The organism is Acinetobacter sp. ANC 4204 (assembly GCF_002135205.1).
Lineage (GTDB): Bacteria > Pseudomonadota > Gammaproteobacteria > Pseudomonadales > Moraxellaceae > Acinetobacter.
Genome location: NZ_NEFZ01000005.1, coordinates 127,874 through 142,131, shown reverse-complemented (window position 1 = coordinate 142,131; position 14,258 = coordinate 127,874). Strand labels below are relative to the sequence as shown.

Annotated in this window: 12 protein-coding genes; 7 read left to right on the top strand and 5 right to left on the bottom strand. The window is 41.3% G+C overall.

Annotation, left to right across the window (positions count from 1 at the left end):
• Window positions 1-56: 56 nt before the first annotated feature.
• Window positions 57-755: a hypothetical protein gene (locus B9T36_RS12045; protein WP_086209721.1), complete on the bottom strand. Its 699-nt coding sequence runs from the start codon at window positions 753-755 to the stop codon at window positions 57-59.
• A gap of 282 nt (window positions 756-1,037) precedes the next feature.
• On the opposite strand from B9T36_RS12045, the gene tehB reads away from it, so the two are divergent.
• Window positions 1,038-1,901, top strand: coding sequence for an SAM-dependent methyltransferase TehB (tehB, locus tag B9T36_RS12040; protein ID WP_086209720.1), 864 nt, complete (start codon window positions 1,038-1,040; stop codon window positions 1,899-1,901).
• Window positions 1,902-2,097: 196 nt separating this feature from the next.
• On the opposite strand, the gene drt2 is transcribed toward tehB, so the two are convergent.
• From drt2 to fadB, 3 genes are all read right to left on the bottom strand, one after another.
• Window positions 2,098-3,486 (bottom strand): antiviral reverse transcriptase Drt2, encoded by a 1,389-nt coding sequence (drt2, locus tag B9T36_RS12035; RefSeq protein ID WP_086209719.1) that lies wholly within the window; start codon window positions 3,484-3,486, stop codon window positions 2,098-2,100.
• A 406-nt stretch (window positions 3,487-3,892) separates the two neighbouring features.
• On the bottom strand, window positions 3,893-5,065 hold the full coding sequence (gene fadA / locus B9T36_RS12030; protein WP_086209718.1) for an acetyl-CoA C-acyltransferase FadA: 1,173 nt from the start codon (window positions 5,063-5,065) through the stop codon (window positions 3,893-3,895).
• 12 nt (window positions 5,066-5,077) lie between these two features.
• Window positions 5,078-7,231, bottom strand: coding sequence for a fatty acid oxidation complex subunit alpha FadB (fadB, locus tag B9T36_RS12025; protein ID WP_086209717.1), 2,154 nt, complete (start codon window positions 7,229-7,231; stop codon window positions 5,078-5,080).
• Window positions 7,232-7,708: 477 nt separating this feature from the next.
• On the opposite strand from fadB, the gene lpxO reads away from it, so the two are divergent.
• Together lpxO and B9T36_RS12015 are read left to right on the top strand one after the other, a co-directional pair.
• A complete protein-coding gene (gene lpxO, locus B9T36_RS12020; RefSeq protein ID WP_086209716.1) occupies window positions 7,709-8,623 on the top strand; it encodes a lipid A hydroxylase LpxO in 915 nt (304 codons plus the stop codon).
• A gap of 116 nt (window positions 8,624-8,739) precedes the next feature.
• Window positions 8,740-9,150, top strand: a complete 411-nt coding sequence (locus tag B9T36_RS12015; protein WP_086209715.1) for a PH domain-containing protein — start codon at window positions 8,740-8,742, stop codon at window positions 9,148-9,150.
• A gap of 61 nt (window positions 9,151-9,211) precedes the next feature.
• Here the strand turns inward: B9T36_RS12015 and B9T36_RS12010 are convergent, their stop codons facing one another.
• Entirely contained in the window at window positions 9,212-10,213 is a 1,002-nt protein-coding gene (locus B9T36_RS12010; RefSeq protein WP_086209714.1) for a zinc-binding alcohol dehydrogenase family protein, read from the bottom strand.
• A gap of 104 nt (window positions 10,214-10,317) precedes the next feature.
• Between B9T36_RS12010 and B9T36_RS12005 the strand changes: the two genes are divergently transcribed.
• From B9T36_RS12005 to pgsA, 4 genes are all read left to right on the top strand, one after another.
• A complete protein-coding gene (locus B9T36_RS12005) occupies window positions 10,318-10,692 on the top strand; it encodes a winged helix-turn-helix transcriptional regulator (protein WP_086209713.1) in 375 nt (124 codons plus the stop codon).
• Between the two features lie 134 nt (window positions 10,693-10,826).
• Complete coding sequence (gene uvrC / locus B9T36_RS12000) at window positions 10,827-12,626, top strand: excinuclease ABC subunit UvrC (RefSeq protein ID WP_086209712.1); 1,800 nt, start codon at window positions 10,827-10,829, stop codon at window positions 12,624-12,626.
• Window positions 12,627-12,739: 113 nt separating this feature from the next.
• The gene (locus B9T36_RS11995; protein WP_086209711.1) at window positions 12,740-13,534 is read left to right on the top strand and encodes a thioesterase family protein; all 795 of its coding nucleotides are present in this window, start codon (window positions 12,740-12,742) and stop codon (window positions 13,532-13,534) included.
• A 108-nt stretch (window positions 13,535-13,642) separates the two neighbouring features.
• On the top strand, window positions 13,643-14,230 hold the full coding sequence (gene pgsA / locus B9T36_RS11990; protein ID WP_086209710.1) for a CDP-diacylglycerol--glycerol-3-phosphate 3-phosphatidyltransferase: 588 nt from the start codon (window positions 13,643-13,645) through the stop codon (window positions 14,228-14,230).
• Window positions 14,231-14,258: the final 28 nt, after the last annotated feature.

Genomic DNA, 14,258 nt, shown 5'->3' with positions numbered 1-14,258 from the left:
TCTATCCTAAAACTACACAGCGCCTAATTCGTTCTCAGCGCTGTGCCTTTATTGGATTAATCAAAGATTTTATCGGCAGCTTGGAAAGGTAGGCTGACCACATCAATTGCCACGGCAAAAGGCAACAGCACTAACTTTTCAAAAGGATTCATGCCTGACTTGGATTTATAACTTTCCTCTTGATGGGTATAAATACTCACCTGATAAGGCTTACTCAAAGCTTTTAAAGAGGCTAAATTCTTCGCGGCAGGGTAGACGACACCTGCTAGTTTGATCTCAAAACAGAAACGCTGTGCCAACATGCGTTCATCACTGGAACTCGAACATTCCTTTGCCCCATTTTCAATAAAAAATTCCAGATCTTTCTTGCTGATGTCTTCTTTGAGTTTCACATAAGACAATGGCAGTGTCCCTGTAAAATGACCATCATTCTTTTCTGAGTAGAAGCTTAGTTCTCGGGTGACTTGAATATTTTTCGGGTCCAATTTGCCAATCAAACTGACAAATTGAGGCCCACCTTGGGTCAATACATAACTTTTTTGTTGCCCTGCAATCACTAAACTATGCGCAGGTAAATTTGGCAGAGGCTGAGCTGGTTTGCCAAAAGCGACCACTTGGTCTTCGATCAAGGTTACTTTGTTGGTACGGGTATAGGTTTTATTGTCTTTGGTCATTAGGGTTTTAGTAGCACAGCCTGTGAATAATGTTCCTATGACGCCTAAACAGATGACGGTTCTTAAAGGTGATGCAAACATCGTTAGACTCCAAATCATTTGAAATATAGTTAAGCTGAATTTTTATTGTCTTTAAGCCTATCATTAAAATGGCTAAAAAGGCGTCAAAGCCAAAAAATTGAAGTAATGAAAGTTCTATAAATTGCTCAATGCAGTGGAGTGATCGCTTTTATTTCTTATCCACTGGTAGTTTCTAGTTACTGAATGAATGTTCATTTGAGTCTGAACTGGCTATGATCATACAAGCGTTCGATAAAAACGATGGACTAGCGAATACGTCATAACAAGGTGGGAAATCGGCTGATGCAAAACTTGATTTGTTATAAAGAACTGCCTGTGTGGACTGCGCAGACCATTCCGCAAGGGTTTAAAAATCAGCACAATACCAAAGCGGGCACGTGGGCCAAGTTACAGATTTATCAAGGAGAGCTAAGCTTTGCTTTTTTAGATGAGACAGGTCAAGTGCAATCTGAACATCTGTTTACCCCTGAGCAACAGCCACCATTTATTCAGCCTCAAGCATGGCACAAGATTGTTTCGACCAGTGATGATATAAAGTGTCAGCTACAATTTTACTGTACTCCGCAGGATTATTTTTATAAGAAATATCAGCTTTCACCTACGCATTCAGAAATTTTGACGGCTATGCCGTATTTACACGGTGGTCGGGCTTTGGATGTCGGCTGTGGGCAGGGGCGAAATTCGCTGTATTTAAGTCAGCAGGGTTTTGAGGTGGATGCTTGGGATGTGAATCCGCAAAGTTTGCAAAAACTACAGCAGATTATAGATGCCGAAGGTATTCAAAAGATTCATCTGCAACAGCGTGACCTCAATGCTGACCCAAGCATTACAGATAGATACGACTTTATTTGCTGTACGGTAGTGATGATGTTCTTGCAAGCGCCAACTGTGAAACCATTGATTACTCAGATGCAGCAAGCCACAAATGTAAATGGATTTAATTTGATCGTCTGTGCGATGGATACCGATGATATTCCTGCGCAGCCTGACTTCCCTTTTGCGTTTAAAACAGGAGAGTTAAGTGCACTATACGAGGGTTGGAACATTGTGAAATACAATGAAAATGTCGGGGAGCTACATCGGGTTGATGAGCAGGGCAATCGGATTAAACAGCATTTTGCGACGTTATTGGCGCAGCGGGTTTAGGATAGCCATAAAAGCACATTGACTAAAATAATAAGTCAATGTGTGATTCCACTTTTAAAATGAGATGCTCAAATAAAAAAGATGTCACTGTGACATCTTTTTTATGCTTTAGTAATTTTAAGGAGCTTCTTAAATCAGAAAACCAGCTTTTTTCTCAGCTTTACAATAGCTTGTTCAGCGGTAGCTTTTTTAATTTCTACAGGCTCTGCTTTTCATCACGAATATAAATAAAATATTCATTGTTAAACTCTTCATGTAATTTAATTTTGGCTTGAAGACGTTTCCAGTGTGATTTGATCTGTTTATTAATAGAAGGTTCATTCATAATTTTGGCTGCTTTCAATGCATAGCTTATGTAGTTCCTCTTACCAATATATGAAAATCTTCTATAAATGTGTTTTTTGTTTAATTGCAGGGGGAGGTCGTCTCTTTTAATTCTTGATTCATTAATCTTTAAAAATTTTTTATTAGTCATCCTGATAGCTTTTGATGCTTTATAATGATATTGAGCTAACCCTGTATCACGTAATAAGATTTTTTTACCATCGTAGGTGAAACCGAGATATTGAAGAGATTCTCTACACATATGTGGTTTATCATAGATGTGTAATCCATCTTGAAAATAAACTCGTTTAGTTTTGTCTGGATGAATTTGAACTTTCAGTTGCTTAATTCTTTTTTCTGATTCCAGTGCGATTTTCATTCCTAAGTCAGAGTCACAGATGATTAAAATATCATCACAGTATCTGTAATATGAAGCATTTAATTTTGATAAATAGTTTTTGATATTTTTGTCAAAATCCAACATGTAGATATTTGATAAAAATGCACTTATAGCTGAACCTTGAGGAATTCCTTTCGTTTTATCTTCTTTGATAATTAAATTATTTTTTCTAATTTTATTTCTGAAATCATGGCTGGAGCATAGCCTTTTTAAATCTTTATGATTTTTATTAATAGATAATTCTAAAGCGTTATAAACATCTTTCTTATTTACATAAGAGAATTTAGTAAGTGATTTATAAATTTGGTAATGGTCTCGAGGTAAAAAATTTACATTAAGGACTTTAAGCCATGCTTTTTTTAAAATTTGATGATCAAGCTCATCGAAGAAACTTTTAATATCAAAACATAAAGCAACGCAGTTGTGTCTTACTTTTATTTCCTCGAAAACCTTTTTAGCAAAATGAATATTATTAGGGGAGTTAGGTAATTTTCTAAAAGCTAAGACACTATCTGACAGATTAGATTCTTCGAGTAATTTTTCATAATTAGGAGTTAGTAATGCAGCGTAATAGGCGTATATATGACCATCTATATGTGAAGAATATTTGATAGGTCTAATCTTTGGCTCGCATTTGACAATAGCAAATCTATCTTTCTTTCCCCTTACTCTAATAATTTTGGTTCTATCTTTTTTTATTTTTCGTGATTTTAGCTCGAAATGTATGAATGGATAGAAAGCATGCTTCTCAATATTTTTAGGATTTGTCACGTAATTATAAATTTTCTGAGGCTGCATAGGGTAATCGAAATGCAGATAGTTTTTTTGTCTATTTTTAAAGAAATCAGCATCAATAGTCATTATTAGAAAACTCAAGGGAAAGGTTGTGACGGTAATCCCCGTATTAAACGTTCTACATATGTAGAATTCCCAAGAGCATACTTAAGAACCCCAAAAATCAGTTCCCTCTAAACCGTCCTTAGATCACGAAAGGAATATACTATGAGAAGCATTGATTACATTCTGTGGAGTTCCATATACATTGTTTGTACTTGGTTCCAAGCAGTTTGCAGTGTTTCACCAGATGTACTAGAAATTATTCTAATATTGTGTGGTGCAATACTTGACAACAGATTACCTTCCCCATGTTCTACAACATGGGCTTAAGTAATATACTGAATTCAAATCTAAATCACAAGTATTTGTTTAATAAAAAGAAAACCCCGCAATAAGCGGGGCTCTTTTTATCTCAGTATTTAATTAAACATTAAACACGTTCGATAATGGTTGCGATACCTTGACCAAGGCCGATACACATCGTCGCAAGACCAATTTGCGTATCTTGTTGTTCCATCACGTTCAACAATGTTGTTGTGATACGTGCACCTGAACAACCCAATGGGTGACCAAGAGCAATCGCACCACCATTTAAGTTAATGATGTCTTGCTTCTCATACACGCCTAAGCCTTTCATGACTGATAAGCCTTGAGCAGCAAACGCTTCGTTTAACTCGATGGTTTGGATATCTGCCATCGTTAAGCCAGCACGTTTAAGCGCTTTTTGAGTTGCAGGTACAGGACCATAACCCATGATCGCAGCGTCACAGCCTGCAACAGCCATAGAGCGAATCACAGCACGTGGCTTAAGACCTAAAGCTTGAGCACGTTCAGCAGACATCAGTAGCATTGCAGAAGCACCATCAGACAAAGCTGAAGAGGTTGCTGCTGTTACTGTACCGCCTTTCGGGTCAAATACAGGACGTAAACCTTTGAATGCTTCAAGGTTTGCATCTGGACGAATCACTTCGTCGATGTCGCACAGGATTTTGAAGCCATTAGCATCATGGCCCTCAACACCTACGATTTCATTTTTGAAACGACCTTCTTGTGTTGCAGCCCAAGCGCGGCGGTGAGATTCAACACCGAACGCATCTTGTTCTTCACGTGAAATGCCGTTCATACGACCTAACATTTCAGCCGTTAAGCCCATCATGTTAGACGCTTTTGCATAGTGCTTAGACGCTTCTGGGTTCAGGTCGATGCCGTGCATCATCCCTACGTGACCCATGTGCTCTACACCACCGATGATGAAGATATCACCTTGGTTGGTTGCAATTTGTGCAGCAGCGGTGTGAAGCGCTTGCATAGATGAACCACAAAGACGGTTAACCGTTTGACCTGCCACAGTTTTTGGAAGGTCAGCCAATAAACCAATGTTACGGCCAATGTTCATACCTTGCTCTAGAGTCTGGTTTACACAGCCCCAGATCAGGTCTTCAACTTCATTGGTGTCAAACTGGTTACGAGCAACTAAAGCACGAACCAATTCAGCCGATAAGCTGTCAGCACGTACATTGCGGAACATACCGTTTTTGGTTTTACCCATTGCTGAACGTACGCCATCAACGATGACAACGTCACGTGGATTTAAAGTAGCCATTCACGTTGCTCCTTAACCGTAGAATTTTTTGTTGTTAGCAGCCATTTCACGCAACATTTGTGGCGCTTCATAAGCCTTACCTAAGTGTGCGTATTTGTCGCAAAGTGCAACGTATTCAGCAACACCTGTTTGGTCGATGTAACGGCATGGACCACCACGGAATGGAGGGAAACCTACACCCATAATCATCGCCATGTCTGCTTCAGAAGCAGTCGCTACGATGTTGTCTTCTAGGCAACGAACAGTTTCGTTACAGAAAGCCAGCATCATACGGTCAATGATTTCTTGAGCATCAAACTCACGTTTTTCCGCAGTTGCCACAGTAGCAACAAGCTCATACGCAGTTGGATCAACCACTTTGGCTTTTTTGCCTTTACGGTCAAGTTCGTATTTGTAGAAACCAACGTCGTTCTTTTGACCCAAACGTTTGTTTTCGTACATGATTTCGATTGAACCTTTGAAGTCTGGCTTCATACGGTCAGGGAAACCTTCAGCCATGACTTCTGCACCGTGAACGCCCGTGTCGATACCCACCACGTCGATCAAGTAAGCAGGACCCATAGGCCAGCCGAATTTTTCCATGACTTTGTCGACTTGTTGGAAGTCAGCACCGTCTTTCAATAGAAGGTCAAATGCACCGAAGTAAGGGAACAATACGCGGTTTACAAGGAAACCAGGGCAGTCGTTTACAACGATTGGTGTTTTACCCATTTTCTGAGCAAGAACTACAGTGGTCGCAATCGCTTCAGCCGAAGTCTTCTCACCACGGATCACTTCAACCAATGGCATCATGTGTACTGGGTTAAAGAAGTGCATACCGACAAAGTTTTCAGGACGTTGTAGGTTTTCAGCCAAACGTGTGATTGAAATTGTTGAAGTATTTGAAGCAATGATCGTGTTGTCACGAACATTCTTCTCAGTTTCAGCAAGTACAATGCCTTTTACTTTTGGATTTTCAGTCACCGCTTCAATCACGATGTCCACTTCTTTAAACTCGTCATAGCTTAAAGTTGGACGGATGCGCGCAAGAGTTTCACCCATTTGAGCAGGTTTCATCTTCTTACGTTCAACTTGTTTGGTCAGTAAGCCATTTGCTTCTTTCATACCCAAAGCAAGTTGTGGATTACCAATGTCTTTCATGATGATTGGTGTGCCTTTGCTTGCCGCTTGGTAAGCAATACCGCCACCCATGATACCCGCGCCTAATACAGCCGCTTGGTTTACAGGGTGCGCACCTTTTTCATATTTCTTCGAAGTTTTCTTCACCACTTGGTCATTGATGAATAGACCAATTAATGCACCTGCTTGTGGTGTAATCGCTGCTTTTGCAAAACCAGCTGCTTCAGCTTGCAGTGCTTCATTACGTGGAAGGCTTGCACCAGCTTGTAATGAGTCAAGAAGAAGTTTAGGCGCAGGGTATTGAGCAGGATTTGCTTTTGCAAGTACTGCACCTTTCGCCGAGTTGAACGCCATCATTTGTTCGATTGGGTTCAATTTAACTGGGTCAAGTTTTTCTTGGCGTTTTGCTTTCCAGTCTACACGGCCAGCAAGGGCTTGTTTAACCAAGTCAATTGCAGCGTCTTGTAGTTTATCCGCAGCAACCACTGCATCAACAGCACCATCTTTCAGTGCAGCAGCTGGTTTTTTAGGATTAGCCATGGCCATCCATTCAACTGCATTGTCGATACCAATGAGACGGCTTAAACGAACCGTACCACCGAAACCAGGGAAGATGCCTAGTTTGATTTCAGGAAGACCGACTTGAGCCGCTTCTGACATCACACGATAGTCACATACGAGACACATTTCAAAGCCACCGCCCAATGCCATACCATTGATCGCAGCAACTTTAGGAATCTCTAAATCTTCAAATGCGTTGAAGATGTCGTGAACAGGCAATGCCCAATCCACAATCGCTTGTTCGCCTTGAGCGAAGTTTGCACCAAATTCAGTAATATCTGCGCCAACGATAAATGTAGATTTAGCCGAAGTAACGATTAAACCTTTGATGTCGCTGTTTGTTTTAACAGCGTCAATCGCGGCTTTGAAATCTTCAATCGTTGCACGGTTAAATTTGTTGACCGACTCACCTTGTAAGTCAAAGCGGAATTCTGCAATTCCGTCCGAAAGCATTTGGACGGTAATGGCATTGCCAGCGTGGATCATGCCTGATCTCCTTTATTTTGGAGGACTTCTAAGTTGATGTTGTGAAGCGAGTACGTCATTCCTACGTACATCTATGCTCCGCCAATCTTACGATAACTATATCGAAAAAGAACATAACAAGTTGTATCAAGCCGTGACGCAAGGGTCATCTATTTTTGTTCAATTGTTTTCTATGTTTATGTGCAGTGCTTTTGCTTGATTGTGCTTCAATATAATGAAGCTTTTGTTTCACTTCATGTTTTTAATGACAAGTATTTGAAAATAAGATGCAGAAGTTATTCTTATTTTCGTTCATGTTTTATTCTTATTTTGGGCAATTCAGTCAATTTTGAGAAATCTAGTTTGATTGAAAAGCTTGAAAACTTGTTCCTAAAAACATGAAATAGGCTGTATTTTGTGGCTTATGTTAAAATAGATATCAGATCACTTTTAGGTCTTCTCCTACTCTAGTCTTTTTATTCGCTTTCAGGTTTTTATATGATTAAGTGGATCATTCTGGCGATCTTTATTCTTTCTGCCCTTTATATTCAGCAACGTGGGAAAGTTCGTCACTCGTTTTATCGTCAATTTTTCGATCACTCAACGATTCTTGCACCGATTAATTACCTCATGTACATGTTTTCAAAAGTACCGAATCAGCCGTATATCGAGACTCAGCATTTTCAAGATTTAAAAGTTTTGGATGAAAACTGGAAAATGATTCGAGATGAAGCGAAAGCTTTATATGAAAAAGGCGGTATTAAAGCATCAAGTAGTTATGATGATTTAGGCTTTAACTCCTTTTTTAAAACAGGCTGGAAACGCTTTTATCTAAAATGGTATGACTCGGCACACCCATCTGCTATGGAGCTGTGTCCAAAAACCACAGCGTTATTGAAAACCTTGCCGACCATTAAAGCTGCGATGTTTACCGAACTGGCTCCCGACAGCCGTTTAGTTCGTCACCGTGACCCCTATGCAGGTTCATTACGTTATCACTTGGGTTTGCTCACACCAAACGATGACCGCTGCTTTATTGATGTGGATGGTCAGCGCTATTCATGGCGTGATGGTGAAAGTGTAGTCTTTGATGAAACTTATATTCACTATGCCGAAAACACTACGGATCAGAATCGCATTATTTTCTTTGCTGATGTCGAGCGTCCTTTAAAAACACGCTTTATGCAAAAGTTTAACCATTGGTTTGGTAAAAAAGTCATGACCGCAGCCAGCTCTCCAAATGAAGCTGGCGATCAAACAGGTGGGTTAAATAAAGTTTTTGGTTATGTCTATCAAGTGCGGATCAAAGCCAAAGCTTTAAAAAAAACCAATCGCCAACTGTATTATTTTTTAAAATGGTTCTTGATGCTTGGAATTTTTTTCCTGATTTTTGTTTGCCCTTATATTTTTTGATATATGGGGAATTTAAAAACGTCTTTCGAGGCGTTTTTTTATGGGCCAAGGTTTTGATTTTATGATCTTACAAGCGAGATATTTTTGTGTAAGATAAGCATAAATTAGGGGGAAATATGCAAAAATTTCGTTCAAAAAAAGACTGGTGGGTGATTGGATTTATTATTGCCATGACAGGTCTGTTGCTACAGTTGTTATTCACAATGTATGCCAAAGGTACAATGTCACAGTATCCAATTCACACGGTGACCTATGTCCTCACAATTGCCGTGTTATGGTGGCCTGTTGTAAATACTCAATATCGAATTGAGCAAAATTGTTTGGTGATTACCAGTATGTTTTTGAAATGGACTATTCCTTTGGCAGATATTCAAAAAGTCAGCCCAAGTAATAACTCGGTTTCTTCACCAGCACTGTCCTTAGATCGCCTCAAAGTAGATTATCAAAAAGATGGAACTGTGAAATCTGTTTTGGTTTCACCCAAAGATCAGCAGAAATTCATACAGGCGCTACAACAAAGCGCTTGATACTAGGTCAAGCGCAATTTAAGAGCCCTCGATGCGATGATGTACGAGGGCTCTTTTGATCTTAGAAATCAGCCAATACAATTTTTCCCTGAGTGTGTTCAGACTCGATGGCAGCATGTGCTTGGCGCATATTCTCCGCATTAATACGCCCCATTATATGCTTGAGTGTGCTATGGATTTTTTGACTTTCGACTAAGGTTGTAACTTGTTGTAATAAGTGTCCTTGCGCTTGTATGTCAGAGGTTTGGAACATGGAGCGTGTGAACATAAACTCCCAATGTATCGCAACAGATTTACGTTTCAGTAAGCGAATATCGAGCTGCTCAGGGTCATCAATGAGCCCCAACTGACCTTGCGGTGCAATTAACTCTGCAATTTGGCTTAAGTAGTGGTCAGTATGTGTCGTTGAGAAAACATAACGTGGAGCAGGTAAATTCTGAGCTTGGATTTGCTCAACTAGAGATTGGCGATGATCTAACACGATATCTGCCCCCAATTGTTTAACCCATGCTTGACTCTCGGGACGGGAGGCTGTAGCGATGACTTGTAATTGGGTTTTAGCTTTGAGTAATTGAATGGCGATAGATCCTACACCACCAGCAGCACCAATAATTAGAATTGACTCATTTGAGGCATCATGTTGTTGTACTTGAAGTCGATCAAATAGCATTTCCCATGCAGTAATCGCGGTCAGCGGAATGGCAGCAGCTTCAGCAAAAGATAAGTTATGCGGTTTTAGACTGATAATACGCTCATCGACCACATGAAATTCAGCATTGCTGCCTGCTTTAGTCAAATCACCTGCATACCACACTTGATCGCCTACTTTAAAGTTTTCCACGTCTGGACCGACGGCGACGACTTCACCAGCAGCATCCCATCCTAAAATCTTGGACTGTCCATGTTCAGGTGAGACTCGGGTTCTGATTTTACAGTCGACGGGGTTTACAGAAATGGCTTTTATTGCCACTAAGACTTCTCTATTTTGAGGACTGGGTATATCGACTTCAATATCTTGTAATTGTTCGGCAGAACCAGCATGTAAATATCCAACAGCTTTCATAGTTTTCATCTCAAATTGGGTTTATGCTGAAAATGTTATCGTAGTTTTAAAAATGCTATATACGGTTAAATTCTGCATATAGTGTAAAAAAGGATACTGTTGAAATGGGTAAAGCAAAGCATTCACGCTTTAACTGTAGTCCAGGATGTTCGGTCGAGGCAGCAATTGGGATTTTGGATGGGAAATGGAAAAGTATTATTTTATGGCATTTGTTGACTGAAGACACCTTACGGTTTGGTGAGATTCGTAAACGAATACCGAATGTGACCCAACGGATGCTGACCAATCAGCTACGGGAACTCGAGGAAGATGGCATGCTTCATCGGGAAGTATATCCGCAGGTGCCACCCAAGGTAGAATATAGCTTAACCCCTTTGGGGCGTAGTTTACGCCCCATCTTATTGGCACTTAAAGCCTGGGGAGATGAACATCTTGATTTATATGGGCAAGTTTTAGTTGTACAGAAAGAGTATACGTAGCTGAAACCCCAGACGCTTCAGCAGAAGTCGTGGATGTTATTAAGTCGTGAACGGTCCTGACTATAATTTCCCTACTTAAAAAGCCAGAAATCTATCCATATCAGCCCATCAGTGCTCCGAGGTTTGAACGTATTGTGAACGAAAACGCACGAGAACATATCGAAAAAATTTTAGCCAATATGACCACATTACCGGGCGTTTACCGCATGCTCGGTAAAGACGGTGAACTGCTGTATGTGGGCAAAGCGAAAAATTTAAAAAATCGTGTTTCCAGTTATTTTGTCAAAACCATTGAGCACCCGAAGACGCAGGCTTTGGTGGCGCGGATTTATGACATCGAAACCTTAGTCGTTCGTTCTGAAACTGAAGCACTACTGCTTGAACAAAACCTGATTAAGCTACATCGTCCACCCTATAACATTATGCTTAGGGACGATAAGTCCTATGTCTATATCTTTGTCTCTGCCGACAAACCGTATCCACGGATTGCATCGGGTCGGGGCAAAGGCAAACACCAAGTTGGGAAGTTCTTTGGACCGTATCCGAGTGCATATAATGCACGGGATACTTTGTTGGTTTTGCAAAAACTGTTTAATGTTCGCCAGTGTGAAAATAGTTATTTTTCGCAGCGTAAGCGTCCTTGTTTGCAATATCAAATCAAACGTTGTTCAGCGCCGTGTGTGGGACTCATTAGTCCCGAAGAGTATAAAAATGATGTCGATAACTCGATTCGTTTTTTACAAGGGGACACCAAAGAGCTGAATCAAGAACTGATTGCGAAAATGGAGCAAGCGGCCGAAGCCTTAGAGTTTGAGAAAGCGGTGTTTTATCGTGACCGTATGGCGCTATTGCGGGATGTCCAGTCACAACAAGCCATTTATAAACTCAAAGGTGAAGCCGATATTTTAGCGATTGCTTATCAGGCAGGGGTGACCTGCGTGCAGATCATGCATGTACGCAACGGCAAAATGTTGGGAGGTAAAAGTTATTTTCCAGATATGCTTGGAGATGATTTGGGGCAAATGCTGGCCGACTTCATGGCGAATTTTTATTTCCAAGTGGCAGATGAAGTGCCGAACGAATTGATCGTCAATGTCGAACTGCCCGATCGAAAAGAACTGGAACAGGCGCTACAACAACAGTTTGATAAGAAAGTACAGATTAAGCATAGCGTGCGTGAGACACGTGCAGAATGGTTAGAATTGGCACAGATGAATGTGCAGCATGCGATCAAAGGACAATTGGCCAATCACTTTGAGCTGAATGAGCGTTTCCATCAACTTGAACAAGTGGTGGGGCGTCCGATTGATCGGATCGAATGTTTTGACATCTCACATACCATGGGCGAAGAAACCGTGGCTTCGTGTGTCGTGTTCGACAGCGGTGGCATTCGTAAGCGCGATTATCGTCAGTTTTCAATTCAAGACATTACCGCGGGTGATGACTATGCTGCAATGCGTCAAGCGCTGACTCGTCGTTATAAAAAAGCCATGTTGCCTGATTTACTCTTGATTGATGGTGGTAAAGGACAGTTGCATATGGCGATGGACGTCATGCAAGAGTTGGGTTTAGAGGCCTTTATGGTCGGGGTGTCAAAAGGCGAGGGACGTAAACCGGGCCTTGAAACCCTACACTTTACTGATGGAACAAAAATTCAGTTGCCTGAAGACCATAAAGCATTGCATTTGATACAACAGGTGCGTGATGAGGCACATCGCTTTGCGATTACTAAACACCGGTCTAAACGTGATAAAAAGCGTGGTTCATCCATTTTGGAAGTGATCCCGGGTTTGGGGCCGAAACGGCGCCGTGATTTATTGACTCACTTTGGTGGAATCCAAGGGGTGTTAAAAGCCTCGGAAAAAGATTTAACTTTGGTGCCTGGTTTGGGCGAAGTAATGGCCCGCACTATTTATAAAGTTTTACATGAATAGAACAGCAGTCACTGAGTTGGCAAAAGTGCTCATTGACGCATGGGTCACTGATCATTCACATCAGTTGAATTGTGTTGTAAAGATATGGAGGGAATTTAAAACAAGGATGCTCTATGTCACTTCAACACAGTTATCAAGCTTTAGCAGAACAAGAATGGATAGATATACCCACAGGTTGGTTGCAAGGACGCACCATTTATGGGGGATTGGTTGCAGGCTTAATGATGCAAAAAGCATTGTTGACTGTTGCCGATGATACGAAACATTTACTCAGTTGTAGCGTAACTTTTGTTGGGCCAGTACAGCAGGCCAAAGTTCGTTTAACCAGCGAGATTCTACGTCAAGGCAAGTCAGTGACCACTTTGGAGGTACGCTTATGGCAGGATGATGCGGTTCAAAGTATTTTAGTGGCAAGTTTCGGAACACAGCGTGAATCGAGTATTCATGTGCATCAAGAACCTGTAGCGCCAACGTTTCCATCGGTTGAAGGTCTGACAACCGCACCGCATCATCCACTTGCACCCGAGTGCTTTAAGCAACTGGATATGGTGTGGGTGACAGGGCAGTATCCGTGTACAGCCAGTCCAGAACCTGACTTTTCAGGCTGGTATCGTTTTAACCCTAATTTGCATGAAAATCGTGACATGACTGTGGCAGACCTGGTGGTGTCGATGGATATTTGGCCACCGGGTGTCTTGCCCATGTTTAAAACGATGGCACCTGCAAGTTCGTTGACATGGCATTTGACCTATGTGCATCCGCTGAAAAATCAGTTACATGATTGGATGAAATTTCAAGTTGAAACGCAATATGCAGCAGACGGCTATTCGACGGAGTCTGCTTATTTATGGGATGCAGAAAACCGTTTAATCGCCATCTCACGGCAAACAGTAACCGTGTTTGCCTAGTGACACTGTACCTCAATTCGTATAAAGTGAGGCCTAATTACGATGAGTCGCATGCGAAAATAGATCGATGGTTTCATCGCGCATGAAGGGGAAAAATTGGCGGTGTCTATGACAGCAGGTCGAATCCTGAATATTCCAAACATCTTGACCTTGGCGCGTATTGCCCTAATTCCGGTCTTCTTATTGGTGGCTTATTGGCCTCCTGTAATGGGTATTGCTGAACACGCAGGCAATATGTCTCGTCATATTTTATTGACGTCTATTTTTGTTGTTGCTGCGGTGACAGATTGGTTTGATGGTTATTTGGCGCGGACTTTAAATCAGACTTCTGCATTTGGACGTTTCTTAGACCCTGTGGCGGATAAGCTGATGGTGGCAGCTGCACTGATTGTATTGGTGCAGTGGAAACCTGAAATTTCGATGGCATTTGCAGCGATTGTGATTATTTCTCGCGAAATAACGGTATCTGCCTTACGCGAGTGGATGGCCGAGTTGGGTGCACGTACCAATGTAGCTGTATCTACGGTTGGAAAATATAAAACCGCTTTTCAAATGATTGCAATTACGGTGTTCTTGCTGAATTGGCAACCGCTTGAAATGTTGGCTTATGCACTGTTGTATACCGCAGTGATTTTGACTTTGTGGTCGATGTTTATTTACCTCAAGGCAGCTTGGCCATATTTAAAACAGCCTTGATTTTTAGATGTCAAAAAGCTCCTGAGGG

What these genes read in the sequence shown, in the direction of transcription:
- B9T36_RS12005 (WP_086209713.1), top strand. Translation starts at nt 10,318, where the DNA reads ATGGGTAAAGCAAAGCATTCACGCTTTAACTGTAGTCCAGGATGTTCG.
- fadB (WP_086209717.1), bottom strand. Translation starts at nt 7,231, where the DNA reads ATGATCCACGCTGGCAATGCCATTACCGTCCAAATGCTTTCGGACGGA.
- B9T36_RS12015 (WP_086209715.1), top strand. Translation starts at nt 8,740, where the DNA reads ATGCAAAAATTTCGTTCAAAAAAAGACTGGTGGGTGATTGGATTTATT.
- lpxO (WP_086209716.1), top strand. Translation starts at nt 7,709, where the DNA reads ATGATTAAGTGGATCATTCTGGCGATCTTTATTCTTTCTGCCCTTTAT.
- pgsA (WP_086209710.1), top strand. Translation starts at nt 13,643, where the DNA reads ATGACAGCAGGTCGAATCCTGAATATTCCAAACATCTTGACCTTGGCG.
- drt2 (WP_086209719.1), bottom strand. Translation starts at nt 3,486, where the DNA reads ATGACTATTGATGCTGATTTCTTTAAAAATAGACAAAAAAACTATCTG.
- fadA (WP_086209718.1), bottom strand. Translation starts at nt 5,065, where the DNA reads ATGGCTACTTTAAATCCACGTGACGTTGTCATCGTTGATGGCGTACGT.
- B9T36_RS11995 (WP_086209711.1), top strand. Translation starts at nt 12,740, where the DNA reads ATGTCACTTCAACACAGTTATCAAGCTTTAGCAGAACAAGAATGGATA.
- B9T36_RS12010 (WP_086209714.1), bottom strand. Translation starts at nt 10,213, where the DNA reads ATGAAAGCTGTTGGATATTTACATGCTGGTTCTGCCGAACAATTACAA.
- tehB (WP_086209720.1), top strand. Translation starts at nt 1,038, where the DNA reads ATGCAAAACTTGATTTGTTATAAAGAACTGCCTGTGTGGACTGCGCAG.
- B9T36_RS12045 (WP_086209721.1), bottom strand. Translation starts at nt 755, where the DNA reads ATGTTTGCATCACCTTTAAGAACCGTCATCTGTTTAGGCGTCATAGGA.